This window comes from Inquilinus ginsengisoli, assembly GCF_050434925.1.
GTDB classification, from domain to species: Bacteria; Pseudomonadota; Alphaproteobacteria; order DSM-16000; family Inquilinaceae; genus Inquilinus; species Inquilinus ginsengisoli_B.
Map to the genome: position 1 here is coordinate 8,011,938 of NZ_JBNDJK010000001.1, position 24,842 is coordinate 8,036,779.

Sequence of the window (24,842 nt, forward strand, 5' to 3'; positions counted from 1 at the left end):
GGGCGAAGCCCCAGTCGGCGCCGAACAGGAACCGGGCATCGGCCGGCGTCTCGAACGCCTCCACCTTCCAGTTCTTGAACACCCGCGCCTCGCTGACGCGCAGATAGCCGCCCAGCCAGACATGCTGGTACTTGTCCGGGTCGCGCTCGCGGTCCCATTCCATCTCGGCCTTCAGCACCTTCGGGAACCGCGGATTCTCGGTAAAATTGGCCGGGATCAGCACGGTGCGCGGCGGCGCCGGGCCGTCGCGGAACAGCGCATCGACCGGGTCGTCCGGCCGGGTCGGGTTCCAGGAGAACCACAGCTCCGACCCCGGCTGGCGCGTGCGGTGTTTCCGGGGCTTCCGCACCCATGTCACCCAGCGCGGCAACGGGCGGGGGCAGACCTTCTTCTGCGACGCGGACTACGCGCTCTACCGCGACCTGCTCGACACCCATTGCGCGGCGGCGGACGTCGAGGTCTGGTCCTGGGTGCTGATGCCGAACCACGTCCATCTGATCCTGGTGCCGGACGATCCGGACGGCCTCCGCCGGGCGCTGGCGCCGGTGCACCGGTACTATGCCGGCCACATCCATGCCCGGCTCGGGCGCAGCGGCCATTTCTGGCAGGGGCGCTTCGGCTGCGTCGCGATGGATGAGGAGCATCTCGGGGCGGCGTTGCGCTATGTCGCGCTCAATCCGGTGCGGGCCGGGCTGGCGCAGCGGGCGGCGGATTGGCCCTGGTCCAGCGCGCCCGCCCATCTCGGCCGGGTCGAGGCGGACGGCCTGACCGCCGCGGAGCCCGTGCTGTCGCGCTATCCCGATTTCGCCGCGATCCTGGCCGCCGGCGAGGACGATGCGGCGTCGATGCGGTTGCGGCGGGCCGAGCAGATCGGCCGGCCGCTCGGCGGCCGCGACTTCCTGGACCGGCTCGAGCGCGAGAGCGGCCGGCCTCTCGCTCCTGCCAAGCGCGGACGGAAGCCTGCTAAAAGTGCAGTGTCACCGTAATTCTTAGTAATTCTTAAGTGCACTGTCACCGAATTCGAATTCCGGCTATGTCCGCGAAGCTGCGCCGCCCCCTCACCCGTTCCCCAGCCGGCCCAGCAGGCCCTCCAGCCCGCCTTGGTCCAGCTCCTGCTTCGCCGGCGGTGCCGTCGGGACGGTGGCCGTCGGCGGCACCAGCACCTTCGGGGCGCCCGAAGGCGTCACGGTCGGGGCGATCGCCGCCGGGGCCCCTCCCGCCGTCGCCACCGCGGCGGGCAGCGAGCCGTCGACGCCCAGCAGCGGCCGGGCCGGCTTGCCGCGCTCGGCCTCGACCATGAAGTCGTGCCAGATCTTCGCCGGCAGGCTGCCGCCCGTCACCTTGTCCATCGGCGTGCCGTCGTCATTGCCGACCCAGACGCCGACCACGTAATCGGCGGTGAAGCCGATGAACCAGGCGTCGCGATAACCCTGGCTGGTGCCGCTCTTGCCGGCCGAGGGGCGGTCGTCCAGCCGGGCGCTGCGGCCGGTGCCGATGGTCATGGTGGCGCCCAGCATCCGGTTGATCGCCTCGACATGCCAGGGCAGCACCGCCTCGCCCGGGCCGCCGCCGAAGCGGGTGTACAGCGCCGCCTCGCCCGGCGGGCCGATGCGCTCGACGCCATAGGGCCAGACGCCGTTGCCCTGGTTGGCCAGGGCGGCATAGGCCGCGGTCAGCTCCAGCAGGTTGACCTCGCTGGTCCCCAGCGCCAGCGACAGCTCCGGCCGCAGCGGCGAAGTGATGCCCAGCCGGCGGGCCAGCTCGATGGTCCGGTTGATGCCGGCCCGCTGCAGCATGCGCACCGCGGCGGTGTTGTAGGATTTGGCCAGCGCCTCGCGCGCCGTCACCTCGCCATGGAACTTGCCGTCATAGTTGCCGGGCGACCAGGTCTTGATCGTGATCGGCGCGTCCAGCACCAGGCTGTCCGGCGTCAGCCCCTGCTCCACCGCCGAGAGATAGGCGAACATCTTGAACGAGGAGCCGGGCTGGCGCTGCGCCGTCACCGCGCGGTTGAACTGGCTCTGGCTGTAGCCGCGGCCGCCGACCATGGCGACCACGGCGCCGTCCGGCCGCATCGCCACCAGCGCCGCCTGGCTGGCGCCGACCTTGCCGCCATCCTCCGCCATGCGGGCGTCGACGATGCTTTCCGCCGCGCGCTGCAGCGCCGGCACCAGCGTGGTCTCGACCCGCAGCGCCGGGGCCGCGGTGTTGACGAAATCCGGCACCTGGTCGGCGACCCAGTCGGCGAAATAGCGGCTGCCCGAGCCGCCGCCCGGCCGGCGCGGCGGCACCGGCGGCTGGTCGTCGGCGGCCTGGCGGTCCTTGTCGCTGAGGAAGCCGGCATCGACCATGGCCGACAGCACCACGTCGGCGCGCTGCCGCGCCGCCTCGGGGTTGCGGTCCGGCGCGTAGCGCGACGGCGCCTTCAGCAGGCCGGCCAGCATAGCCGACTGCTCCAGGTTCACGTCGGTCGCCGGCACGCCGAAATAGGCCCGGGACGCGGCGTCGATGCCGTAGGTGCCGGAGCCGAAATAAACCCGGTTGAGATAGGCGGTGAGGATCTGGTCCTTGGAGAAGTTCATCTCCAGCCACACCGCCAGGATCGCCTCCTGGATCTTGCGGCGGACCGTTCGCTCCGGCGTCAGGAACAGGTTCTTGGCGGCCTGCTGGGTGATGGTGGAGCCGCCCTGCACCGCGCGGCCGGCCCGCCAGTTCACCCACAAGGCCCGGGCCACGCCGATCGGGTCGATGCCGTAATGGCTGTAGTAGCGGCGGTCCTCGATCGCCAGCACCGCCTCGGTCAGGTGCTTCGGCAGGGCCGATGCCTGGACCATGTCGCCGGTCATGTCGCCGTAGCGGGCGATCTGGCCGCCATCATCGGCGACCACGGTGATCGCCGTCCGCCGCTCCGGCATCGCCACCTGGCGGATGTCGGGCAGGTCGTAGGCGAAATAGGCGACGACCACGCCGAGCGCGATCACGCCCCAGATCGACAGCACCGCGCCCCATTTCGCCACGCCCCACAGCCAGTGCCGGCGGGCCGGGGACTTGCGGGTCTTTTGAGTCGGTTTGGACGGCGATTTGGGGCGGCGCGGCGGGGACTTGCCGGCGGACGTGCTCGTCCGGGAGCGGCCACCAGTGGCACGCAAGGCTGGCTTGCCGGAAGAGCGGGTCGTCATAATGGTGACTTTATCTAGCGAGAATCCCGCAATATCAAGCCGGAATACGGCGGAATTCAGGAATCGGCTGAGGCTGTGGCGCTACGGTGACGGGGTATTTTTTCCAACACCAAAATTTCACTTGCATCAGGGGGGCACCGACCGTATCTCACGCCTCGGAACGTATTCGCACGTGCCCCGGCCCGCCCCGTTCGACAAGGTTCGAACCTGGTGGGCACAGCAACGACGTCACGCGTCTCCTCGGTCTGTCCGGCTTCGGCCGGCTGGGTTGAAGAGAAGTTTTTCGGTTGCAGGTGCGGAGAGGGTTCCTCTTCCGTGATTGTCTGGACGGTTTCACCGGGTGGCGCCCTAGGCGTCGTCCCGCGATCCCGTCTCTGCAATCCCGGATCCGCATGTGCCGCCGGGTTTCGTCGCCGGTGAGCAGAGGCGGGCGCCTCAGGCAACGGTTTGGTTTGAACTGGCTTGCCGTGAGGGATCAGTCCCCATGAACACCAAGATTGCCTCCTTCCTGGAAGAGCGACGTCCCGAGACTCCGTGTCTCGTGCTGGACCTCGACGTCGTGGCCGGCAACTATCAGGCGCTGGCCGCCGCCATGCCCGACAGCCGCATCTTCTATGCGGTGAAGGCCAACCCGGCGCCGGAGATCCTGTCGCTGCTGGCCGCGCTGGGCTCGTGCTTCGACACCGCCAGCGTCGTCGAGATCCGCGACGCGCTGGCCGCCGGCGCCACCCCGGACCGCGTCTCCTTCGGCAACACCATCAAGAAGCGGGTCGACATCGCCACCGCCTATGCGCTCGGCGTGCGTCTGTTCGCCTTCGACAGCGAGGCGGAGCTGCGCAAGATCGCCGAGGTCGCGCCGGGTGCCCGCGTGTTCTGCCGCATCCTGACCTCGGGCGAGGGCGCCGAATGGCCGCTGTCGCGCAAGTTCGGCTGCGAGCCGGGCATGGCGCGCGAGCTGCTGGCGATGGCGCCGGGCCTCGGCCTCGACGCCTACGGCGTGTCGTTCCATGTCGGGTCGCAGCAGCGCAACACCGGCGCCTGGGACCAGGCGCTGGAGTCGGCCGCGGGCATCTTCCGCGACCTGGCGGCCAAGGGCATCGAGCTGAAGATGGTCAATCTCGGCGGCGGCTTCCCGACCAAATACCTGAAGGAAGTGCCGACGGCCGAGGCCTATGGCCGCGCCATCGACAGCAGCCTGCGCCAGCATTTCGGCAACCGCCTGCCCGAGACCATCATCGAGCCGGGCCGCGGCATGGTCGGCAATGCCGGCGTGATCCAGACCGAGGTCGTGCTGATCTCGAACAAGTCGGCGAACGACAACACCCGCTGGGTCTATCTCGACATCGGCAAGTTCGGCGGCCTGGCCGAGACGATGGACGAGGCGATCCGCTACCCGATCAGCACGGCGCATGACGGCGACGCGTCCGAGCCCGCCATCCTGGCCGGCCCGACCTGCGACAGCGCCGACGTGCTGTACGAGAAGACGCCCTACCCGATGCCGGTTTCGCTCGCGATCGGCGACAAGGTGCTGATCCACGGCACCGGCGCCTACACGACGACCTATTCGGCGGTCGCCTTCAACGGCTTCGCCCCCCTCAAGGCCTATTACATCTGAACCTCAGCCAGTGGTTCGACATGTCGAACCACTCTCTTCTCAGTGGCGGATCACACCGGTGATCCGCGTGGGGATCGGGTCCATGGACATCATGCGGGAGCGGCCGCGCCACGCGGCCGCCATCGAGGATCTTGTCGTCGACTGCTTCGGCGAGGGGCGCTTCGGCAAGACCGTCTACCGGCTGCGCGACGGGGTGCGGCCGAACAACGAGCTCGGCCTGGTGGCGCTGGAGGACGGCGAGCTGGTCGGCACGCTGCGCTTCTGGCCGATCCATGTCGACGGCATCGGCGAGACCATCCTGCTCGGCCCGCTCGCGGTCGCCGAGGGGCTGCGCTCGAGCGGCATCGGTTCGCGGCTGATGCGGGCCGGCCTGTCGCGCGCGGCGGCCTTCGGCTACCGCAGCGTGATCCTGGTCGGCGACGAGCCCTATTACCGCCGCTTCGGCTTCCGCCGCGACCTGACCCTCGGCCTGATGCTGCCGGGCCCGGTCGACTACGACCGCCTGCTCGGCCTCGAGCTGGTGCCCGGCGCCCTGGCCAACGCCCGCGGCATGATCGGCCGCGCCGACGGAATCCCGGTGCGCTACGAGATGGCGGAGACGGCGGCGGCCTGAGGCTTCCCCCTTTCATCCTCCCCCTCCCCTTGCGGGAGAGGGTAGGGGGAGGGGTATTCGGCGCCGCTCGACTGATATCAAAAGCTTGGCGAGATCCGCAGCGGCTCCGACAGGCCGCGCCGGCCCTCTTCCATCGACACCCTCTCCCCCTACCCCCTCCCGCGGGGGGAGGGGGAGATCGCGTGTCCGTGCGCCACGTAATGCCCGTACAGCGCCAGGCTGGCGGCGACGGTGGCGTTGAGCGATTCGACCGCGCCGGTGGTCGGGATCGCCAGCCGCCGCAGGTCCAGCCCCGGCGGCAGGCCCAGCCCCTCCTCGCCCAGCACCAGGCGCAGGTCGCGCGGCCAGGCGAAGCCCGACAGGTCGTCGCCCTGCCCGTCCAGCGCCAGCAGCGGCCCCGCCGCCTGGGCCAGCCCGGCCCAGGCCGGGCCGCGGCGCAGCTCCAGCGCGAATTGCGCGTTCGACGCCGCGCGCAGGCATTTCGGGTGGAACGGATGCGCCGCATCGGCCAGCAGGATGATTCGGGACACGGCGAAGGCGGCGGCGCTGCGCAGCAGGGCGCCGAGATTGCTCGGGTCGCCGAGGGCGCAGACCAGCTCCAGCCCCTCCGGCGGCCGGGCCAGGTCGATCGCCGCCATCTCCGGCACCACCCCGACCAGGATCGGCAGGCCGGTGCCGGAGACGTCGAGCCGGTCGAACAGGGCTCGGCCGAGGCGGATCCGCTCCAGCTCCGGCCACGCCGGCAGATCCTCGGCGCCGGGCGGCAGCAGCAGCGATTCGAACCGCTCGGGATGCTGGTCCAGCGCCTCGCGCACGGTCTTGCGCCCTGCCAGCAGGAAGCGGCGATGCTTGCGCAGCCCGCGGCTCTCCAGCAGCGCCGCCCACAGCTTGGCGCGCGGATTGTCCAGGCTCTCGATGCTGCGCTCGGCCATCGCCCCTCCTGCCGGACGAGGCCTACTTGATCTCGAAGATCGCCTCGACCTCGACGGCGCAGCCGAGCGGCAGCTGGGCGACGCCGACCGCGGCGCGGGCATGCTTGCCGGCCTCGCCGAAAGCCTCGGCCATCAGGTCGGAAGCGCCGTTGACCACCTTCGGCTGGTCGGTGAAGTCCGGCGTCGAATTGACGAAGCCGCCCAGCTTCACCACCCGGACGATGCGGTCGAGATCGCCGCCCAGCCCCGCCTTGGCCGCCGCCAGGATGTTGATGGCGCAGATCCGGGCGCAGGCGTAGCCCTCTTCGACCGTGAACTCGGCGCCGAGCTTGCCGGTGTGGCTGATCTTGCCGTCGACGAACGGCACCTGGCCGGAGATGTAGAGCATGTTGCCGGAGATAACGGAGGGCACGTAGTTCGCCGCCGGTGCCGCGACGTTGGGAAGGGTGACGCCCTTCTCCTTCAGCCGTGCCTCGATGCTTCCTGCCATGGGTCGGTTCCCGTTCTGCTCTGGTGACTCGAAGGCCGCACCATAGCCAGCGCCGCCCGGCCGCGAAAGCCCGGCCCCGACCCGCTTCGGCCGAAGCGCGACGGATCATGCCGCAGCCGGAACAGATAAGGGCTTCGCAGTGAGTCACTATTGCGCCAAGGCCGGAAACAGGCCCGTGCAGGGAGTCGTTGACGGCGTCATGGTTTCATGACGTTATTATTACAGTCAGGCTACAATAGTGTGGCAGCCGCCATGTCATGGTCGGGCTATCGATCTGTATTCACCTTGACAAGAATTGCGCCGCGCAACACAGTCCCGCCGCATCCGCGCCGAAGCCCGGATTTGACCGAGCGCTCGACTTCGGATTCAGGGATTTTGTTAAAATCCACCAAACAAGCAGATGAACATCGGGGGTTGTGACATGAAGGCGTCGTGGACATCCGTGCTGTCGATCTCGGCCCTGGCGCTCGCCGCCTCCGCCGCCACCGCGAGGGCCGAGCCGTCGGCCGAGCTGATCGCCGCGGCCAAGGCCGAGGGCGAGCTGACCACCATCGCCCTGCCCCATGACTGGTGCGGCTACGGCGGCGTCATCGACAGCTTCAAGGCCAAATACGGCCTGAAGGTCAACGAGCTGAACCCCGACGCCAGCTCCGGCGACGAGGTCGAGGCGATCAAGGCCAATAAGGGGAATAAGGGCCCCCAGGCTCCGGACGTGATCGATGTCGGCCTGTCCTTCGGCCCGTCGGCCAAGGCCGAGGGCCTGATCGCGCCGTACAAGGTGTCGACCTGGGACACCATCCCGGACAGCGCCAAGGACCCCGAGGGCTACTGGTACGGCGACTATTACGGTGTGCTGGCCTTCGAGGTGAACAAGGACATCGTCAGCAAGATCCCGGCCGACTGGAAGGACCTGCTGGCCTCCGACTACGCCAACTCCGTCGCTCTGGCCGGCGATCCGCGCGGCTCGAACCAGGCGATCCTGGCCGTCCTGGCCGCCGGCCTGTCGACCGAGAAGGATGCCGAGAAGGCCGCGGCGGCGGGGCTGAAGTTCTTCGCCGAGTTGAACAAGGCCGGCAACTTCGTGCCGACCATCGGCAAGGCCGCGTCGCTGGCCCAGGGCGCCACCCCGATCATCATCCGCTGGGACTATAACGCGCTCGGCGACCGCGACACGTTGAAGGGCAACCCGGAGGTCGAGGTGGTGGTGCCGAAGACGGGCGTCGCCGCCGGCGTCTATGTCCAGGCGATCAGCGCCTACGCGCCGCATCCGAACGCCGCCAAGCTGTGGATGGAGCATCTGTATTCGGATGAGGGCCAGATCGGCTACCTGAAGGGCTACTGCCATCCGATCCGGTTCCAGAACTTGGCCGACACCAAGAAGATCCCCGAGGATCTGCTGAAGGCCCTGCCGCCGGCCGAGGCCTATGCCGCGGCGGTGTTCCCGAGCCTCGACGACCAGAACAAGGCCAAGGAGATCATCACCAAGCAGTGGGACTCCGTGGTCGGCGCCAACGTCAAGTAACAGCGAGCGTTTCGCTTGAGGCCGCACCGCCCCCTGCCCTACGCTAGGGCCGGGGGAGGATGCGGCCTCTCGCGTCTTCTGCCCCCGCGGCAGGTTTCCGTCAACAGGCGCCGATGACCCAGGCCTCGATCGCAGCCCCCCTCGCCGCGCCGGCCAAGCCCGGCAAGCTCTCCTGGGCCTGGCTCGGGGTGGCGCCTTTCTTCCTGTTCGCCCTTCTGTTCCTGGTCCTGCCGACCGTCTATCTGCTGGTCGGCAGCTTCCAGACGCCGGACGGGTCGTTCACCTTCGACAATGTCGCCAACCTGTTCCAGCGATCGATCGTCGACGCCTATTGGATCTCGATCCGGGTCAGCCTCGCCTCCGCCCTGCTCGGCGCCCTGATCGGCTTCTTCCTGGCCTATGCCGTGGTGATGGGCGGGCTGCCGGGCTGGATCCGGCCGACGCTGATGACCTTCTGCGGCGTCGCCTCGAACTTCGCCGGCGTGCCGCTGGCCTTCGCCTTCATCTCCACCCTCGGGCGGCTCGGCCTGGTGACGATCCTGTTCGACACCTTCGTCAGCCCGGTGCTGGGCTTCCGGCTGTACCAGACCGGCTTCAACCTGCTCAGCTTCTGGGGCCTGACGCTGACCTATCTGTACTTCCAGATCCCGCTGATGGTGCTGATCCTGGCGCCGGCGCTGGACGGGCTGAAGAAGGAATGGCGCGAGGCCTCTTCCATCCTCGGCGCCTCGACCGCGCAATACTGGCGGATGGTGGCGCTGCCGATCCTGTGGCCCAGCATCGTCGGCACCACGCTGCTGCTGTTCGCCAACGCCTTCGGCGCCATCGCCACCGCCTATGCGCTGACCGGCAGCTCGCTGAACATCGTGCCGATCCTGCTCTACGCCCAGATCCGCGGCGACGTGCTGCACAACCCCAATCTCGGCTACGCCCTGGCGCTCGGAATGATCCTGATCACCGGCCTGTCCAACGGCCTCTACATGATCCTGCGCGCCCGCAGCGAGCGGTGGCTGCGATGAAGCAGAACCGCATCGGCGCCTGGATCGCCCTGATCATCGGCGCGCTGTACTTCATCGTGCCGCTGATCGGCACGCTGGAGTTCTCGCTGCGCATGCGGCGCGGCGAATACAGCCTGGACGCCTATCGCATCGTGCTGGGCGACCCCGGCTTCCAGGCCAGCTTCCTGTATTCCTGCGTGCTGGCGCTGGCGACCATCGCGGTCGGGGTGCTGCTGGTGGTGCCGACCGCCTATTGGGTGCGGCTGCGCCTGCCGCGGCTGCGCCCGGTGATCGAGTTCATCACTCTGCTGCCGCTGGTGATCCCGGCGATCGTGCTGGTGTTCGGCTACATCCAGCTGTTCAACACCTCCTCGATCCTGCCGCTCTTGGGCAGCGAACGCGGCACCGACCTGCTGCTGACCTTCGGCTACGTCACCCTAGCGCTGCCCTACATGTACCGCGCGGTCGACACCGGGCTGCAGGCGATCGACGTCCGCACCCTGACCGAGGCGGCCGAATGCCTGGGCGCCGGCCGGGCCCGGATTCTGTTCCGGGTGATCCTGCCGAATGTCCGCTCGGCGGTGCTGAGCGGCGCCTTCCTGACCTTCGCCATCGTCATCGGCGAATTCACCTTCGCCAGCCTGCTGAACCGGCCGGCCTTCGGCCCCTATCTGCAGCTGGTCGGGGCCAACCGCGCCTATGAGCCGGCGGCGCTGGCGATCATCGCCTTCGTCGTCACCTGGGCCTGCATGGGCCTGCTGCAGATCTTCGGCCGCGGCCGCCGCGGCTCCTCGGCGGCCACACGATGAAGCATTCGACCGCAATTGCGCCGCAGCCAGGTGAAGTGATGGACACGGACTTCCTCGAGATCAGCGGCCTGCGCAAGAGCTACGGACAGAACACCGTGGTCCACAATTTCGACCTGGCGGTGAAGCGCGGCGAGTTCATCTCCTTCCTCGGTCCATCGGGCTGCGGCAAGACGACGACCCTGCGCATGGTGGCGGGGTTCGAGATACCGACCGGCGGGTCGATCCGCGTCGACGGCCGCGACGTCACCCGGCTGCGCCCCAACCAGCGCAATGTCGGCATGGTGTTCCAGGCCTATGCGCTGTTCCCGAACATGACGGTGGCCGACAACGTCGCCTTCGGCCTGAAGGTGGCGAAGAAGCCGGCCGCCGAGATCGCCCAGCGGGTCAAGGAGATGCTGGAGCTGATCAAGCTGCCGCACCTGGCCGACCGCTACCCCTACCAGCTGTCCGGCGGGCAGCAGCAGCGCGTCGCCCTGGCCCGGGCGCTGGCCAACAAGCCGAAGGTGCTGCTGCTGGACGAGCCACTGTCGGCGCTGGACGCCAAGATCCGGGTGTCGCTGCGCGGCGAGATCAAGGCGCTGCAGCGCGACCTGGGCATCACCACCATCTTCGTCACGCACGACCAGGAAGAAGCCCTGTCGATGTCGGACCGGATCGTGGTGATGAACGAGGGCTATGCCGAGCAGGTCGGCACGCCGTTCGAGGTCTACAACTATCCGCGCACCCGCTTCGTCGCCTCCTTCGTCGGGACGCTGAACACCCTGCGCGCCCAGGTGGTCGACGCCGCGGGCGGGCGGATCCGGATCGACGGCCAGGACATCATCGCCGCCCGCGGCGTCGCCGGCGGCAAGGACGGCGAGATCCGCTCGGTGGCGCTGCGGCCGGAGGCGATCGCCCTGGCCGGGTCGACCGAGGATCGCGGCGAGGATCGGAACCGGATGCAGGGCACGATCGAGGATGTGAACTTCCTCGGCGCGGTGGTGCGGGTCCGTGTCCGCTTCCAGGAGAGCGCGGTGTCGCTGGACACCTTCAACAGCCCCAGCCTGGCCCCGCCCGAGCGCGGCCAGCCGGTCACCGTCACCTTCGGCCGGGACGATGTGCTGGTGCTGGAAGGCGAGCCGAACTGAGGCTGCCGGCGTAGGTTGGGTTCGCGGCGCGAACCCAACCCCTTCCATCCCCCATCCTGTCATGCCCGGGCTCGACCCGGGCATCCAGAGAGCGTCGACATCTTCTGGATTGCCGGGTCAAGCCCGGCAATGACAGCGGAAGGAAGTGGCCTCAGACCCCGTACTTAGCCAGGTCCGGGCGCTTCGCCAGGGCGGTATGGACGATGGTCTCGACCCGGTCGCGCTCGGCCCCCTGCAGTTCCAGCCGCGGCTGCCGCACCACGGTCGAGGTGCCACGCACGATCGCCTCGGCCAGCTTGACGTTCTGGACGAAGCGCAGCGACACGTCGAGGTGCAGCAGCGGCATGAACCAGCGGTAGATCTCGAGCGCCTCGGGGATCCGGCCGGCCGCGACCAGCTTGTGGATCGCCACGGTCTCGCGCGGGAAGGCGCAGACCAGGCCGGCGACCCAGCCGACGGCGCCCAGCATCAGGCTCTCCAGCGCCAGGTCGTCGACGCCGGTGAAGATGTCGTAGCGATCACCGACGGTGTTCAGGATGTCGGTGATGCGGCGGACATCGCCCGAGGATTCCTTGATCGCGACGAAGTTCTTCTCGTCCGCCATCTCGGCGAACATCTCCGGCGTGACGTCGACCGCATAGGCGATCGGGTTGTTGTAGACCATGATCGGCAGTCCGGTGGCCCGCGCCACGGTGCGGAAATGCTGAATCGTCTCGCGCCGGTCGGAGACGTAGCGCATCGCCGGCAGCAGCATCAGCCCGTCCATCCCGGCGGCCGCCGCCCGCTCCGCCAGCGCCGCCGCGGCCCGGGTCGAATCCTCGGCCACGGTCAGCAGCACCGGGCGGCCGCCCGCCGCCTCCTTGACCGCGCCGGCGATCGCCATCTTCTCATCGGCGGTCAGGGTGCTGGCCTCGCCGATCGAGCCGCAGCAGATGATGCCGTCGACCCCGTTCTCGATCTGGAACGCGACATCCGCGCGCACCGCGGCCAGGTCGACCTCCTGCCGCGCATCCATCTTGGTGGTGATCGCCGTGTAGACTCCGGTCCAGCGCTGCCCCGCCATCGCGTGCATCCCTTGTGTTTCCGCCGCCGATCCGCCTGCGGCCGACCCAGAATACCTCTTGTATTTAATTTGTCGACAAACTTCGACAGGATGGAGCGAGCCCCTCGCCGGCTGCATTGCACCGCAGCATTTCCTGCAGATCTATGTTGCACCGCAATATCGTATGATTATTCTCATCAAGGTGCAGAGAGACGAGGCGACGCCCGACGGGCGGCTTGGTCCCGCCCTCTTTGGACCACATTTTATGGGCATTTGACCGGCCTTCCGACACAAGGCCGTGATCGAATGATCCGACCCAACAGGTGAAGGTTTACGGGAGCGATCCATGCCTGCCGTCAAGAATGTCCGCTACGTCACCAAGCGCGAACTGCCGACGATGGAAGACGCGCTGTACGCCGCCGAAGGGCTGACCGCCGACTTCGAGGAGCGGCTGCAGATCGCCGCCGAGCTGAGCGGCCAGTCGCTGGACGACGTCCGCGCCGCGGCCGACGCCCAGGCGGCGGAGATGGCGAAGAAGTCGACCCTGCGCATCACCTCGACCATCCGGTCGAACACCGGCAGCGCCGTGGTGGTGGAGCGCCGCCGCACCCGCAGCGTGGCGATGCCGCGCTCGCTGACCCTGGCCTGATCCACCCTATCGGGAGGCCCGGCCCTTCCGGGCCGTGGCCGACGGTTTCGATCCCGTGCTCCGCACGGCGCCAAGCGACGCTGCGGGCGCGGGATTTTGAGTCCGAGGGACCGTTTCCTCCGGCATAGCCTTTCCCATCCGAGATCCGGCTCCATATGATCACGGCCGTGCCATCGGACCGGCGCGATCAAGTGGAAGGGTCTTGCTCTTGGATCTCGCGGACGCCCTGCGCGACCGGGCCCGCCGGGCCGGCATCGCGCCCGACTGGACCGACGTCACCGGCCAGACCTGCAGCGTGGCACCGGAGACGCTGGAGCGGCTGCTGGCGCTGATCGGCGCCGACGAGCCGGCCGCTTCCGTGCCGCCGCTGGTCACCGGCGTGACCGGCCAGTCGATCCCCCTGCCGCCGGCGGCCGGCACCGGCGCCGCCATCCTGGTCCTGGAATCGAGCGAGCGGGCGGACATCACCGTATATCCGGGCGATGACGGACGCTGCTGGGTGCCGCCGATCGACCGGGCCGGCTATCACCGGCTGCAGTTGCGCGACCGCGAGATCACCCTGGCGGTGGCGCCGCCGCGCTGCTTCGGCCTGGACCAGGTCGCCCGCGGCGGCCGGATGTGGGGCCTGGCGGCGCAGATCTACGGCCTGCGGCGCCCCGGCGACGGCGGCATCGGCGACAGCCGCGGCATCGCCGAGCTGGCCCGGGCGGCCAGCCGCGCCGGCGCCGACGCCCTGGCGCTGAGCCCGACCCATGCGTTGTTCACGGCCGAGCCGGAGCGTTTCGGCCCCTACTCTCCCTCCAGCCGCCTGTTCCTGAACCCGTTGCTGGCCGACCCCGCCGCGCTGTTCGGCCAGGGCCGGGTCGCCGCCGCGGCCCGGACGGCGGGCGTGGCCGAGGCGACGCGGCGGTGCGAGGCCGCGCCGCTGGTCGATTGGCCGGAGGCGGGGCGGGCCAAGCTGGCGCTGTTCCGCGCCCTGTTCGACGGCTTCGATGCCGCCGGCGGCGGTCTGGCCGATGATTTCGCCGGCTTCGTCCAGGCCGGCGGGGCGCTGCTGCAGGACCATGCCCGGTTCGAGGCGCTGCAGGCCGCCCGCCTGGCCGCCGATCCGGCCGACCGCGACTGGCGTCGCTGGCCGGCGGTGCTGCGCGATCCTGCCGGCGCCGCGGTGGCGGAGTTCGCGGCGGCGCATGAGCCCGAGGTCCGTTTCCACCTGTTCCTGCAATGGCTGGCCGACCGCGCCTTCGCCGCGGCCCAGGCCGAGGCCCGATCGGCCGGCCTGCGCATCGGCCTGATCGCCGATCTGGCCGTCGGCATGGATGCCACCGGCAGCCATGCCTGGAGCCGTCCGGCCGATGTGCTGGGCGGCGCCAGCATCGGGTCGCCGCCCGACGCCTTCAACGCCGACGGCCAGAACTGGACGCTGGCGGCCATTTCGCCGCGGGCGATGGTCGAGACCGGCTTCGCCCCGTTCCTGGACACGCTGCGGGCGACGCTGCGCCATGCCGGCGGCATCCGCATCGACCATGTCATGGGGCTGGCCCGGCTGTGGCTGGTGCCGGACGGGATGTCCCCGACCGAGGGCGCCTACCTGACCTATCCGGTGGAGGACCTGCTGCGCCTGGTGGCGCTGGAATCGCATCGCCATCGCGCCGTGGTGATCGGCGAGGACCTGGGCACCCTGCCCTGGGGCTTCGCCGACAAGCTGGCGGACCACGGCGTGGCCGGCATGCGGGTGCTGCCGTTCGAGCGCGACGGCGGCGGCTTCAAGCCGGTCGAGCGCTGGGACGCCGGAGCGGTGGCCATGAGCTCGACCCACGACCTGCCGCCGGTGGCCGGCTGGTGGCGCGGCACCGACATCGCGGCGCGGACGGAACTCGGCCAATACGAGGATGGCGGCGCGGCGGAAAGGGCGCAGCGCGCGGCAGACCGCGCCCGGTTGTGGCAGGCAATCGGCGCCGGCCCCGTGCCGGAAGAAGCCGGCCCGGTGGTCGACGCGGCGCTGCGCTTCGTCGCCCGCAGCCCGTCGCGGCTGGCGCTGCTGCCGCTGGAGGATGCGCTGGGGCTGGAGCAGCAGCCGAACCTGCCGGGCACGATCGACGAATACCCGAACTGGCGCCGGCGGCTGGACCGGCCGGCCGGCGAGGCGCTGGCCGACCCCGCCGTGGCCGCACGCATCGCCGCAATCCGCCGCGAACGGCAGCGGTAAGGCATGATCGTTCTCATAGCGCCTCTCCGGCGGGGCGTTCCCTGAAGAAAGAACCGTCATGGCGAGCCCCGCAGGGGCGTGGCCATCCAGCAGGCACGGCCCGACATTGCGATGACCATTCAGCCAAGTGAGATTCTGCTGGCTTATATGTTCTGCTTTTGTTCTAATAAAGACATGGTCGATGCCATCCCAGCCGGGACTCCCTCTGCCGCTTCGCCGTCCCCCGACGAGCGGGAGGCCGAGGTGCTGTCCGGGCTGACCAGGCTCGCCTTGGAGATGGCCCGGACCTTCCAGGCCGAGGCGGTGGCCGCCCTCGCTTCCGGCGATCTCGACCGCGCCGGCACGGCCGAGACCCGCTTCAGCACCCTCTTCCTCGCCATCCGCCGCGCCGTCGCGCTCGGGCTCCGCCGGCAGCGGGAGGACGCCGCGTCGCCGGCCATGGACCAGGCCGCGATGCTGTCCGAGCTGATGGAGCTCGCGGAGGCGCTGGCCCGCGGCTTTCACGCCCTGGCCCTCGCCGCCCTCGCGGCCAACGATCTCGATCGCGCCGGGGAGGCGGAGACCCGCTTCAGCAGCCTGTTCCTCGGCATCCGCCGCGCCATCGCCCTGAAGATCAGGCTGCGGCAGCAGCGGGAGCAGGCGCAGCGTGAGGCCGAGCTCCGGCGCAAGGCCCGGCAGGACGAGAAGGACGGCCGGCGCCAGGCCGCCGCCCAGGGCGTCGCCGCCGCCATCGCCGCGGTTCCCGACGCCGAGGCCCAGGAACGGCTGACCGCCGATCTCCGGGAAAAGCTGACCGAGGACGAGCGCATCGACGTCGACCTTGCCGACACCGCCTTGCCGATCGAAGCCCTGATCGCCAGCCTGTGCCGGGCCCTCGGCCTGCCGCCCCGCGGGACTCCGCCGGCCGGCAGCCCCGCCGCGGCGGTGAAATCCGGGGCCGACGATCCAGGCGCCGGGCCGAAGGGCGAACGCCGCAGGCACAGCCTCGCCACTGGCGACTCCGGAACCGGGAACTCGTCCCGGCGCCGCCCGGGGACGACCGGCCGGCCGCCAGCACCGGCCCGCCCGCCACGGCCGAGCCCGATCCTGCTCCGCCCCCGCGGCCCGCCCTGATCGGCCGAACGCCGCCGCCGAGACAACGGGCACAACGCCCGGCAGACCACCTGCAGATGCCCGCCCACATCCACCGGCACGGCCGACCGGAAGCCCGGTCGCCCTGGCCGGAGCCATGCGCGTGGTGTTCCCGCAACCGGCGAGTCGTCTGGGCCGGTCTATCCCTTCTATCCTCCCCTCCCGCGGGGGAGGGGGAGAGTGGAAAGCTCAGGTGGTCGAATTCCGAAAGGGTCTCGCAAGCAGGAGAGGCAACGCCCGTGTGGCCTCTCAGCCGGCCGCCATCCGGCCGCTGTGCTCACCCTCGGCGAATTCCTCGACCATCCTGGCGTTGAAGGCCGGGAGGTCGTCCGGCGACCGGCTGGTGACCACGCCCTGGTCGACCACCACCTCGCGGTCATAGACCGTGGCACCGGCGTTGCGCAGATCGATCTGGATCGCCTTGTACCCGGTCATCTCGCAGTTCTCGACCACGCCGGCGCTGATCAGCAGCTGCGGCCCATGGCAGATCGCCGCCACCGGCTTGCCGGCTTCGAAGAAGCTGCGGACGAAGCTGAGTGCCTTCTTGTCGGTGCGCAGCCGGTCCGGGCTGTGCACGCCGCCCGGGATCAGGAGACCGTCATAGCCCTCGGACGCGGCCTGCTCGAGCGGCACGTCGACCGGGAAGCTGTCACCCTTGTCGAGATGCTTGTGGCCGGTCACCTGCGCGGCTTCCGGACTGACGATGTCGACCTTGGCACCGGCCCGCTTCAGGGCCTTGACCGGCTCGGTCATCTCCACCTGCTCGAAGCCATGGGCGACGAGCACGGCGATCCTGCGTCCGTCGAGACGTTCGGTCATGCCGCTCTCCCTGGTCAGATGGACGGCCGCGGGACGCGGACCATCTATTCGGGGAATGGCCGGCGGCGAAGGCTGGTTCCTAGGCGGCCGCGACCTCGATCAGGGTCGGCTTGCTGTCCTCGAAGGCGGCGGCCAGGCGCTGCGGCAGGTGGCGCGGGTCGTCGACCGCGGCGTAGCCGCAGCCATAGGTCGCGGCCATGGCGTCGAAGGCCGGCGGGTCGATGTCGACGCCCAGCCGGTCGATCCCGGCCTTGTCCATGCCATAGGCGATCTGGCCGAGGCCGCGGTTGTTCCAGACCACGACCGGCAGGCCGAGGCCGAGATCGGCGGCGGTGCCCAGTTCCTGGCAGGTGAAGCCGATGCCGTAGTCGCCGGCCAGCGCCACCACCTGCGCCTCCGGCCGCGCCAGCTTGGCCCCGACCGCCGCCGGCAGGGCGTAGCCCAGGGTGCCGAAGCCGACCGGGTGCAGCCAGCCGCGCGGCTGCCGCACCGGGAACACGACATTGCCGGTGTAGGCGATCTGGGTCATGTCGGTGACCACCACCGCGTCGTCCGGCAGGGCGTCGCGCAGCGTGGCCAGGAACGCCAGATGGCCGGGCTTGTCGCCGAACTCGGCCGCGTCGGCGACCTGGCGCACCGGCGCCAGGTCGCCGGCCCAGACCGTGCGACCGCGCAGGTCGGACAGCGCCGCGACCAGCCCCTCCAGCGCCAGCCCGGCGTCGCAGAGCAGCGGCACCGCCGGCCGGTGGTCGCGCACCAGCACGTCGGGGTCGAGGTCGACCCGGATCAGCGCGGCCGGCAGGCGCAGCGGCGCCCAGCGGTCGTTCAGCGCCAGCTCGGTGCCGACGGCGAGCACGACATCGGCCTCGCCGATCAGGCGCTGCCCCTCCGTCGTGCCGATGCGGGAGCCGATCGAATGCGGCCCGTCATCCGGCACGATGCCCTTGCCGGCGATCGAGCAGGCGACGACCGCGCCCAGGCTCTCGGCCAAGTGCCGGGCCGCGGCAGACGCCCCGACGGTGCCGCCGCCGAGCAGGATCAGCGGCCGCTTGGCGCCGCGCAGCAGCCCGGCCGCCTGGGCCATCGCCGCCGGGTTGGGGGCCGGCAGCGGCAGCGGCGGCAACCCGCCGGCATCCGCGGGCGCCTCGGCGGTGGCAACGTCGAGCGGCAGCTCGATATAGACCGGCCGCGGCCGGCCCAGCGTCATCCGGGCCAGGCTGAGATCGGCCACGGCGCGGGCCTGGGACGGGTCGATGACGGTAAGGGCGGAGGCGACCAGCCCCTCCATCGCCAGGCGCTGGTTGCGCATCTCGTGCAGCTCGCCGCGGCCGAGGCCGAGATCGGGGCGGGCATTGACGGTGGACAGCACCACCATCGGCACGCTGTCGGAATAGGCCTGGCCGATGCCGGTGGCGGCGTTGAGCAGGCCTGGGCCGGTGATCAGCACGCAGATCGCCGGGCGGCCGCTGGCCCGGGCATGGCCGTCGGCCATGAAGGCAGCCCCCTGCTCGTGCCGCACCGCGACATGGCGCAGCCCGTTGCGGCCGAGGGCGCGGTACAGTTCGAGCGTGTGCACGCCGGGGATGCCGAAGGCGGTGTCCACGCCGCTGCGGGTGAAGGCGTCGATGATCGCCTGGGCGCAGTTGTCCGCCATGAAGCCTCTCCCCGAACTCCGATTCGTTGCCGGAGAGACTGCCGTGGGCCGCGGCGGATGACCACCCCTCGAACCGCCGGGGCAGGGCTTCCCTGCCCCGGCGTCCAGGATCAGGCGGTGGCTTCGACCAGCCTGCCGGTGGCGGGGCGCGAGCCGCGGCCGATCGCCAGCACCATGAAGGCGGTGGCGACGCAGATCACGCCGGCGATCAGGAAGGCCAGGAGGTAGCCGTCCATGGCGGTGCGGATCACCCCGGCGCCGAAGGCGGCGGTGGCGGCGCCGACCTGGTGCGATGCGGCGATCCAGCCGAACACCACCGGCGCGTCGTCCTTGCCGAAGGCGTCGTTGGTCAGCTTCAGCGTCGGCGGCACGGTGGCGATCCAGTCGAGCCCGTAGAACACCGCGAAGACCGACAGGCCGTAGAAGCTGAAGCCGGAGAAGGGCAGGTAGATCAGCGACAGGCCGCGCAGCCCGTAATACCAGAACAGCAGCTTGCGGCTGGAATAGCGGTCGGACAGCCAGCCCGAGGCGGTGGTGCCGATCAGGTCGAAGATGCCCATCGCCGCCAGCAGCCAGGCGCCGGTGGTGGCCGGGATGCCCTGGTCCATGCAGGCAGCGATCAGATGGGTGCCGATCAGCCCGTTGGTGGTCAGGCCGCAGACGAAGAAGCTGCCGGCCAGCAGCCAGAAGTCGCGCTTCCTGGAGGCTCGGCCGAGGATGCGGAAGGCGGTGAGGATCGGGTTGCCGGTGGCCCCGGCCGGCGCCGCGCCCGGCGCCTCGCCGAGCCGGCCCAGGCCGACATCCTGCGGCCGTTCCGGCAGCAGCAGGAACACCACCGGAATCATCGCCGCGACCGCAGCGGCCACCACCCAGGCGACGGACTGCCAGCCGTAATCCTCCGCCACCGCGGCCAGGATCGGCAGGAACACCAGCGACCCGGTGGCGGTGCTGGCGGTCAGCAGGCCCATGACCAGGCCGCGCCGCTCCTGGAACCAGCGGTTGACGATGGTGGCGCCGAACACCATCGCGGCGATGCCGCTGCCGAAGCCGACGAACAGGCCCCAGGTCAGCACCAGCTGCCATTCCTGCGTGATCAGGGTCGAGCCGGACACGGCGGCGGCCAGCACCGCCAGGGCGAAGATGATGACCGGGCGGATGCCGAAGCGCTGCATCGCCGCCGCGGCGAACGGCCCCATCAGGCCGTAGAGGAAGATGTTCACGCCGATGGCGAAGGAGATGGTGTCGCGGCTCCAGCCGAAGGCCTGCTCCAGCGGCACGATCAGCACGCTGGGCGTGGCCCGGACGCCGGCGGCGGCGAGCAGGACGAAGAAGGCGACCGCCGCGGCGATCCAACCGTAATGCGTGCGGCCCGACACCAGGCGGGCGACGAGGGCGGTCATCGGGATCCCCTACAGCTTCGGCGAAAGACCGTTGCGACTGGACAACAGCCGTGATCCGGCCCAGATGTAACCGATCGGTTCGTCGGCTGCCAAGACGTACGAACCGATCGGTTACATGTCAAGCCCGGAGGCGGGATGATGGCGGAGACGAGAACGACCCGGGAGGCGATGGCCGACGGCACGGCGCCGAAGCGGGCGCGCGACCGGATCTTCGCGGCCGCCGACGACCTGTTCTATCGCCAAGGCATCCGCGCGGTCGGGGTCGACGCGATCGCCAAGGAGGCTGGGGTCGCCAAGATCAGCCTGTACCGCGCCTTCCCGTCGAAGGACGACCTGGTCGTCGCCTATCTCGAGGACCGCAACGCCAGCTATTGGCAGCGCTGGGACCGCGCCTTCGCCAAGCACGAGGGCGATCCGCGGGCGCAGTTGCGGGCGATGATGGAGCATCTGGCCGACCGCACCACCGTGCCGGGCTATCGTGGATGCCCCTTCACCAACGACGCCACCGAGTTCCCGGATCCGAGTCATCCTGGCCGGCGGGTGGCCGAGGCCAACAAGCGCGAGCTGCGGCAGCGCCTGCTGCGCCTGGCCGAGGCGCTGGGCGCGCCCGATAAGCAGGCGCTGGCCGACGGGCTGGTGCTGCTGGTCGAGGGCGCCTACGCGATCAGCCAGACCCTGAGCGGGCGCGACGGCCCCGGCCGGGCGATCATCTGGGCCGCCGAGGCGCTGGTCGAGGCGCAGCTGGGGCGGGACACCAGCGCCTGATGTCGCTGAGCCCATGAAAAGATCGTCATTGCGACCCCGGCCTTGAGCCGGGGGAAGCAATCCCAGAGGCCGCAAGAGCGGAGGCATGGATTGCTTCGTCGGCTTCGCCTCCTCGCAATGACGGTTCTTAGATAGGAGAGGGAAGAGCCCGATCACGCTCGCCGGTATGAACCCGCCTAGCGCCGCTCCAGTCCCAGCCGCTTCAGCTCGGCCTCGCGCCGCGGGGCGTCGGAGGCGAGGAAGAACTCGTCGAGCTGCGGCGGCGCCACCCGGGTGCCGGACAGCATGGCATGGGCCTGGCCGCGATGGTGGATCTGGTGCTGGAACAGATGCGCCAGGATGGCGCTGACCGTCTCGCGATAGGCGACGCCGTCGCGGCGGTCGATCGGCACCACCCGGTCGACGCCTGCCTGGTCGAGCCCGTCGCAGAATTCCACCAGATCACGATCGATCTGGGCTTGCGCCGCGGCCAAGTCGACCGCGTCGGGATAGGGGATCGGGTCGATCGGATAGCGCCTGCCGGAGCCCTTCAGATCGGCCAGATAGGAGCGGTCAACGATCAGGATGTGGTTCAGGGTCCGCCGCAGCGACGGGAAGAAGCCGGTGCGCGGCGCCGCGAACTCCTCCGGCGTCAGGCGCAGGCAGGCGGCGTGCAGCCGGGCATTGGCCCAGGCGTTGTTGCGGGCCATCTGGCGGAAATGATCGGCCAGCGACGTCGCCATGTGGTCCTCCCGATCGTTTTGCGAGTAGTCGACCCGTCCATCGGCTTTCGATCAAGGAAATACTGGCGCGCAAGGGCAACTCGTCCAGGCCGTCGCGGTTCGATCCGCCGACAATCCGTCGCAGCGCGTCCACCCGGCCAATGCCCTAGGCTTCCCATCCGGCAGCAACGCAGCGGGCCGGAGCGGCATGATCGAGCGCGAACCCTATAGCTGGCGGCAGGATCCGGCGGTGCCGGCCTTCGCCGACGACCGGCCGGTGATCGTCTTCGACGGCCATTGCGTCCTGTGCTCCGGCTGGGCCCGGTTCATCCTGAAGCACGACACGGCGAAGCGGTTCCGGCTGCTGCCGGCGCAGTCCCGGACCGGCCGCGCGCTCTACGTCCATTACGGGCTCGACCCGGAGGATTACGAGACCAACATCCTGCTGGCCGACGGCGTCGCCTGGCTGAAGTCGGAGAGCGTGATCCGCACGGCGCTTGACCTCGGCTTCCCCTGGTCGCTGGTGGCGGCGCTGCTGGTCCTGCCCTTCGGCTGGCGCGAGCGGCTGTACAGCCTGCTGGCCCGCAACCGCCTGCGCCTGTTCGGCCGCAGCGACAGCTGCATGCTGCCGGTGCCAGGGCAGGAGGACCGCTTCCTGACATGACCGACGGCCGCCTGCGCGTCCTGATCCTGGGCGGCTACGGCACCTTCGGCGGCCGGCTGGCCAGGCTGCTGGCAGGCGAGCCCCGGCTGACGCTGCTGATCGCCGGCCGGTCGCAGGCGAAGGCCGAGGCGTTCTGCCGGGCGCTGGGCGGGACGGCCGAGACGGTACCGCTGGCCGTCGACCGCGACGGCGACATGGCCCAGATCGCCACCGCGGCGGATATCGTGGTCGATGCCACCGGCCCGTTCCAGGCCTATGGCGACGCGCCCTACCGCGTGGTCGAGGCCTGCATCGCCGCCGGCGCCGATTATCTCGACCTGGCCGACGGTGCCGATTTCGTCGCCGGCATCGGCCGCTTCGACGATGCCGCCAAGGCCCGCGGGGTCGCCGTGCTGTCCGGCGTCAGCAGCTTTCCGGTGCTGACCGCGGCGGTGGTCCGGCATCTCGCCCGCGGCCTTGTCCGGGTCGAGAGCATCGAAGGTGGAATCGCCCCCTCGCCCTATGCCGGGGTCGGGCTGAACGTGATCCGCGCCATCGCCTCCTATGCCGGGCAGGAGGTGCGGCTGACGCGCGATGGCGCGGCCGCGACCGGCCGGGCGCTGGTCGAGACCCGGCGCTGGACCATCGCGCCGCCGGGCCGGCTGCCCTTGCGCAGCACCCGCTTCTCCCTGGTCGACGTGCCCGATCTGCGGCTGCTGCCGGCGCTGTGGCCGGGGCTGCGCGAGATCTGGATCGGCGCCGGCCCGGTGCCGGCGGTGCTGCATCGCGGCCTGAACGCCCTGGCCCGGCTGGTGCGGATCGGGCTGATCCCGAGCCTGCGGCCGCTGGCGCCGCTGTTCCACGCCGCCATCAACCGGCTGCGCTGGGGCGAACATCGCGGCGGCATGATCGTGATCGTCCGCGGCCGCGACGCCGCCGATCAAGCCGTGGAGCGGTCCTGGCACATGCTGGCCGAGGGTGATGACGGGCCGCTGATCCCGTCGATGGCCGCGGCGGCGGTGATCCTGCGCCGGCTGCAGGGCCTGCGCCCCGCGCCCGGAGCCCAGGCCGCCACCAAGGCGCTGGAGCTGGCGGATTATCAGCCGCTGTTCGCCGGGCGGGCGATCGTCAGCGGCTGCCGCGAGGTCACGGCCGCGACGGCCCGGCAGCCGCTGTACCGCCGCATGCTGGGCGAGGCCTGGGCCGAGTTGCCGGAGCCGGTGCGGGCGATGCACGACCTGTCCGGCGACAGGCGAGTCGCCGGCCGGGCCGAGGTCGAGCGCGGCACCGGCTGGATGGCACGGCTGGCGGCGGCAGTCATCGGCTTCCCCGTGGCCAGGCGCGACGTGCCGGTCGAGGTCACCTTCCGGGTCCGGGACGGCGTGGAGACCTGGCGGCGCCGCTTCGCCGGCCGCGCCTTCTCCAGCACCCAGCAAGCCGGTCGCGACCGCTCGGAAGGGCTGCTGGAGGAGCGGTTCGGCCCGGTGCGGGTCGGGCTGGCGCTCGTGCTGGATGGTGACCGGCTGCGCCTGGTGGTGCGGCGCTGGAGCCTGCTGGGCCTGTCGATGCCGCTGGCCCTGGCCCCGGGCGGCGAGGCGTGGGAGAGCGCGGCGGAGGGCCGGTTCCGCTTCCACGTTGAGATCCGCCACCCCTGGACCGGGCTGATCGTCCGCTACCGCGGCTGGCTGGCGCCGGAGGACTGACGCGCCAGCCGCAGCACCGCGTCGAAGACCGGGGTGCCGTGGTGGCCGATCTGCTCGACCACGTCGAAATGGTGCCGGCCCGGCACCGCGATCGGCGCACGGGCGAGGATCGGCCAGGCAGCGGCCATCAGCGCCGACTGGCGGTGGAACTCCGCCGTCTCGTCGCCGCCGACCAGCAGTTCCAGCGGCGCGCCTGGCGAAGGTTTCGGCGCCTCGTGCAGGCTCCAGCCCGAGGCCTGTTCCGGCGTCAGGCGGATCAGCTCGTTCATGCTGGTGCGCAAGAGTGGCCGCAGGTCGAACACGCCGGAGATCGACAGGCCGCCGGCGAAAGGCGCGGCGGGCAGGCCACGTACCGGCCAGTCGGTCGCCAGCATCGACGCCGTGAGATAGCCGCCGGCGGAATGGCCGCTGACGATCAGGCGGCGCCGCTCGGCCTCGCCCAGCAGGCTGGTCCAGGCGAAGGCGATCGCCCGGCGGCAGCTTTCGGCGATGCCGGCGACCGTGGTCTGCGGGCACAGCGGGTAGTTCAGCACCAAAGTGCTGAAGCCGGCCGGTACCAAAGCCGCCGCGGCCCAGGACACCTCGTCCTTCGAGGAGGCGCGCCAGTAGCCGCCATGGATGAACACCACGGCGCCGCGCGGCCGGTCGGCGCGGAACAGGTCCAGCGTCTCGCGCGGATCCGCGCCATAGGCGATGCCGGCTTGGTGCGGCAGCCGCGCCCGCGTCGCCGCGGCGGTCTCCAGCCAGCGGCCGAACACGGCCGGCAGATCGGAGATGGTGACCCGCGGGTTGTACTCCCGCTCGCACCAGTCCGGGTCGTCGTAGTGGGGGGCGGTCATTA

22 protein-coding genes are annotated in these 24,842 nt (G+C 70.5%); 13 read left to right on the top strand and 9 right to left on the bottom strand.

All coding sequences use genetic code 11. The features are described 5' to 3' along the window. The first annotated feature begins 206 nt into the window (after positions 1 to 206). Positions 207 to 986 (top strand): transposase, encoded by a 780-nt coding sequence (locus QFZ27_RS37335; RefSeq protein WP_429231987.1) that lies wholly within the window; start codon positions 207 to 209, stop codon positions 984 to 986. A gap of 72 nt (positions 987 to 1,058) precedes the next feature. Here QFZ27_RS37335 and QFZ27_RS37340 read toward each other — a convergent pair whose 3' ends face one another. Beyond that, complete coding sequence (locus QFZ27_RS37340) at positions 1,059 to 3,017, bottom strand: transglycosylase domain-containing protein (RefSeq protein WP_429231989.1); 1,959 nt, start codon at positions 3,015 to 3,017, stop codon at positions 1,059 to 1,061. A gap of 646 nt (positions 3,018 to 3,663) precedes the next feature. On the opposite strand from QFZ27_RS37340, the gene QFZ27_RS37345 reads away from it, so the two are divergent. Together QFZ27_RS37345 and QFZ27_RS37350 are read left to right on the top strand one after the other, a co-directional pair. Further along, positions 3,664 to 4,794, top strand: coding sequence for a type III PLP-dependent enzyme (locus tag QFZ27_RS37345; protein WP_429231991.1), 1,131 nt, complete (start codon positions 3,664 to 3,666; stop codon positions 4,792 to 4,794). A gap of 82 nt (positions 4,795 to 4,876) precedes the next feature. After that, positions 4,877 to 5,407, top strand: coding sequence for a GNAT family N-acetyltransferase (locus QFZ27_RS37350; protein ID WP_429231993.1), 531 nt, complete (start codon positions 4,877 to 4,879; stop codon positions 5,405 to 5,407). Positions 5,408 to 5,556: 149 nt separating this feature from the next. Here QFZ27_RS37350 and QFZ27_RS37355 read toward each other — a convergent pair whose 3' ends face one another. Both QFZ27_RS37355 and QFZ27_RS37360 read right to left on the bottom strand, forming a co-directional pair. After that, positions 5,557 to 6,339, bottom strand: a complete 783-nt coding sequence (locus QFZ27_RS37355; protein ID WP_429231995.1) for a TrmH family RNA methyltransferase — start codon at positions 6,337 to 6,339, stop codon at positions 5,557 to 5,559. 22 nt (positions 6,340 to 6,361) lie between these two features. Then, positions 6,362 to 6,829 carry a RidA family protein gene (locus tag QFZ27_RS37360; protein WP_429231997.1) on the bottom strand — a complete coding sequence of 156 codons (468 nt, stop codon included), beginning with the start codon at positions 6,827 to 6,829 and terminating at the stop codon, positions 6,362 to 6,364. A 421-nt stretch (positions 6,830 to 7,250) separates the two neighbouring features. On the opposite strand from QFZ27_RS37360, the gene QFZ27_RS37365 reads away from it, so the two are divergent. The 4 genes from QFZ27_RS37365 to QFZ27_RS37380 all read left to right on the top strand — a co-directional run bounded on the left by QFZ27_RS37365 (position 7,251) and on the right by QFZ27_RS37380 (position 11,285). After that, entirely contained in the window at positions 7,251 to 8,351 is a 1,101-nt protein-coding gene (locus QFZ27_RS37365) for an ABC transporter substrate-binding protein (protein ID WP_429231999.1), read from the top strand. Between the two features lie 113 nt (positions 8,352 to 8,464). Then, the gene (locus tag QFZ27_RS37370) at positions 8,465 to 9,370 is read left to right on the top strand and encodes an ABC transporter permease (RefSeq protein ID WP_429232001.1); all 906 of its coding nucleotides are present in this window, start codon (positions 8,465 to 8,467) and stop codon (positions 9,368 to 9,370) included. Continuing rightward, positions 9,367 to 10,158: an ABC transporter permease gene (locus tag QFZ27_RS37375; RefSeq protein WP_380310128.1), complete on the top strand. Its 792-nt coding sequence runs from the start codon at positions 9,367 to 9,369 to the stop codon at positions 10,156 to 10,158. Before QFZ27_RS37370 ends, QFZ27_RS37375 begins: the two co-directional genes overlap by 4 nt. Positions 10,159 to 10,196: 38 nt before the next feature. Continuing rightward, complete coding sequence (locus QFZ27_RS37380) at positions 10,197 to 11,285, top strand: ABC transporter ATP-binding protein (protein ID WP_429232003.1); 1,089 nt, start codon at positions 10,197 to 10,199, stop codon at positions 11,283 to 11,285. A gap of 151 nt (positions 11,286 to 11,436) precedes the next feature. Here the strand turns inward: QFZ27_RS37380 and QFZ27_RS37385 are convergent, their stop codons facing one another. After that, positions 11,437 to 12,348 (bottom strand): dihydrodipicolinate synthase family protein, encoded by a 912-nt coding sequence (locus tag QFZ27_RS37385; RefSeq protein ID WP_429232005.1) that lies wholly within the window; start codon positions 12,346 to 12,348, stop codon positions 11,437 to 11,439. A 325-nt stretch (positions 12,349 to 12,673) separates the two neighbouring features. Between QFZ27_RS37385 and QFZ27_RS37390 the strand changes: the two genes are divergently transcribed. The 3 genes from QFZ27_RS37390 to QFZ27_RS37400 all read left to right on the top strand — a co-directional run bounded on the left by QFZ27_RS37390 (position 12,674) and on the right by QFZ27_RS37400 (position 16,298). Beyond that, on the top strand, positions 12,674 to 12,976 hold the full coding sequence (locus QFZ27_RS37390; RefSeq protein WP_429232007.1) for a hypothetical protein: 303 nt from the start codon (positions 12,674 to 12,676) through the stop codon (positions 12,974 to 12,976). A 208-nt stretch (positions 12,977 to 13,184) separates the two neighbouring features. After that, a complete protein-coding gene (malQ, locus tag QFZ27_RS37395) occupies positions 13,185 to 15,185 on the top strand; it encodes a 4-alpha-glucanotransferase (RefSeq protein WP_429232009.1) in 2,001 nt (666 codons plus the stop codon). 243 nt (positions 15,186 to 15,428) lie between these two features. Then, the gene (locus QFZ27_RS37400; protein WP_429232011.1) at positions 15,429 to 16,298 is read left to right on the top strand and encodes a hypothetical protein; all 870 of its coding nucleotides are present in this window, start codon (positions 15,429 to 15,431) and stop codon (positions 16,296 to 16,298) included. 267 nt (positions 16,299 to 16,565) lie between these two features. On the opposite strand, the gene QFZ27_RS37405 is transcribed toward QFZ27_RS37400, so the two are convergent. The 3 genes from QFZ27_RS37405 to QFZ27_RS37415 all read right to left on the bottom strand — a co-directional run bounded on the left by QFZ27_RS37405 (position 16,566) and on the right by QFZ27_RS37415 (position 20,189). Next, on the bottom strand, positions 16,566 to 17,135 hold the full coding sequence (locus QFZ27_RS37405) for a type 1 glutamine amidotransferase domain-containing protein (RefSeq protein WP_429232012.1): 570 nt from the start codon (positions 17,133 to 17,135) through the stop codon (positions 16,566 to 16,568). A 79-nt stretch (positions 17,136 to 17,214) separates the two neighbouring features. After that, a complete protein-coding gene (locus QFZ27_RS37410) occupies positions 17,215 to 18,789 on the bottom strand; it encodes a 5-guanidino-2-oxopentanoate decarboxylase (RefSeq protein WP_429232014.1) in 1,575 nt (524 codons plus the stop codon). 110 nt (positions 18,790 to 18,899) lie between these two features. Continuing rightward, a complete protein-coding gene (locus tag QFZ27_RS37415; RefSeq protein WP_429232016.1) occupies positions 18,900 to 20,189 on the bottom strand; it encodes an MFS transporter in 1,290 nt (429 codons plus the stop codon). A gap of 138 nt (positions 20,190 to 20,327) precedes the next feature. Here QFZ27_RS37415 and QFZ27_RS37420 point away from each other — a divergent pair, with 138 nt between their 5' ends. Beyond that, positions 20,328 to 20,954 carry a TetR/AcrR family transcriptional regulator gene (locus QFZ27_RS37420; RefSeq protein WP_429232018.1) on the top strand — a complete coding sequence of 209 codons (627 nt, stop codon included), beginning with the start codon at positions 20,328 to 20,330 and terminating at the stop codon, positions 20,952 to 20,954. A gap of 176 nt (positions 20,955 to 21,130) precedes the next feature. On the opposite strand, the gene QFZ27_RS37425 is transcribed toward QFZ27_RS37420, so the two are convergent. Beyond that, on the bottom strand, positions 21,131 to 21,676 hold the full coding sequence (locus QFZ27_RS37425; RefSeq protein WP_429232020.1) for a DinB family protein: 546 nt from the start codon (positions 21,674 to 21,676) through the stop codon (positions 21,131 to 21,133). A gap of 187 nt (positions 21,677 to 21,863) precedes the next feature. On the opposite strand from QFZ27_RS37425, the gene QFZ27_RS37430 reads away from it, so the two are divergent. Together QFZ27_RS37430 and QFZ27_RS37435 are read left to right on the top strand one after the other, a co-directional pair. After that, positions 21,864 to 22,319, top strand: a complete 456-nt coding sequence (locus QFZ27_RS37430) for a thiol-disulfide oxidoreductase DCC family protein (RefSeq protein ID WP_429232022.1) — start codon at positions 21,864 to 21,866, stop codon at positions 22,317 to 22,319. Then, positions 22,316 to 24,001 carry a saccharopine dehydrogenase family protein gene (locus QFZ27_RS37435; protein ID WP_429232024.1) on the top strand — a complete coding sequence of 562 codons (1,686 nt, stop codon included), beginning with the start codon at positions 22,316 to 22,318 and terminating at the stop codon, positions 23,999 to 24,001. Before QFZ27_RS37430 ends, QFZ27_RS37435 begins: the two co-directional genes overlap by 4 nt. Here the strand turns inward: QFZ27_RS37435 and QFZ27_RS37440 are convergent. Then, positions 23,971 to 24,840, bottom strand: a complete 870-nt coding sequence (locus tag QFZ27_RS37440; protein WP_429232026.1) for an alpha/beta hydrolase — start codon at positions 24,838 to 24,840, stop codon at positions 23,971 to 23,973. The genes QFZ27_RS37435 and QFZ27_RS37440 overlap by 31 nt on opposite strands. Between the last annotated feature and the right edge of the window lie 2 nt (positions 24,841 to 24,842).

Bases quoted from the DNA above. Each gene is read 5' to 3' on its own strand.
- QFZ27_RS37350 (WP_429231993.1), top strand. From the start codon at position 4,877: ATGGACATCATGCGGGAGCGGCCGCGCCACGCGGCCGCCATCGAGGAT.
- QFZ27_RS37405 (WP_429232012.1), bottom strand. From the start codon at position 17,135: ATGACCGAACGTCTCGACGGACGCAGGATCGCCGTGCTCGTCGCCCAT.
- QFZ27_RS37420 (WP_429232018.1), top strand. From the start codon at position 20,328: ATGGCGGAGACGAGAACGACCCGGGAGGCGATGGCCGACGGCACGGCG.
- QFZ27_RS37435 (WP_429232024.1), top strand. From the start codon at position 22,316: ATGACCGACGGCCGCCTGCGCGTCCTGATCCTGGGCGGCTACGGCACC.
- QFZ27_RS37385 (WP_429232005.1), bottom strand. From the start codon at position 12,348: ATGGCGGGGCAGCGCTGGACCGGAGTCTACACGGCGATCACCACCAAG.
- QFZ27_RS37360 (WP_429231997.1), bottom strand. From the start codon at position 6,829: ATGGCAGGAAGCATCGAGGCACGGCTGAAGGAGAAGGGCGTCACCCTT.
- QFZ27_RS37380 (WP_429232003.1), top strand. From the start codon at position 10,197: ATGGACACGGACTTCCTCGAGATCAGCGGCCTGCGCAAGAGCTACGGA.
- QFZ27_RS37410 (WP_429232014.1), bottom strand. From the start codon at position 18,789: ATGGCGGACAACTGCGCCCAGGCGATCATCGACGCCTTCACCCGCAGC.
- QFZ27_RS37370 (WP_429232001.1), top strand. From the start codon at position 8,465: ATGACCCAGGCCTCGATCGCAGCCCCCCTCGCCGCGCCGGCCAAGCCC.
- QFZ27_RS37415 (WP_429232016.1), bottom strand. From the start codon at position 20,189: ATGACCGCCCTCGTCGCCCGCCTGGTGTCGGGCCGCACGCATTACGGT.
- QFZ27_RS37430 (WP_429232022.1), top strand. From the start codon at position 21,864: ATGATCGAGCGCGAACCCTATAGCTGGCGGCAGGATCCGGCGGTGCCG.
- QFZ27_RS37390 (WP_429232007.1), top strand. From the start codon at position 12,674: ATGCCTGCCGTCAAGAATGTCCGCTACGTCACCAAGCGCGAACTGCCG.
- QFZ27_RS37440 (WP_429232026.1), bottom strand. From the start codon at position 24,840: ATGACCGCCCCCCACTACGACGACCCGGACTGGTGCGAGCGGGAGTAC.
- QFZ27_RS37345 (WP_429231991.1), top strand. From the start codon at position 3,664: ATGAACACCAAGATTGCCTCCTTCCTGGAAGAGCGACGTCCCGAGACT.
- QFZ27_RS37365 (WP_429231999.1), top strand. From the start codon at position 7,251: ATGAAGGCGTCGTGGACATCCGTGCTGTCGATCTCGGCCCTGGCGCTC.
- QFZ27_RS37355 (WP_429231995.1), bottom strand. From the start codon at position 6,339: ATGGCCGAGCGCAGCATCGAGAGCCTGGACAATCCGCGCGCCAAGCTG.
- QFZ27_RS37375 (WP_380310128.1), top strand. From the start codon at position 9,367: ATGAAGCAGAACCGCATCGGCGCCTGGATCGCCCTGATCATCGGCGCG.
- QFZ27_RS37425 (WP_429232020.1), bottom strand. From the start codon at position 21,676: ATGGCGACGTCGCTGGCCGATCATTTCCGCCAGATGGCCCGCAACAAC.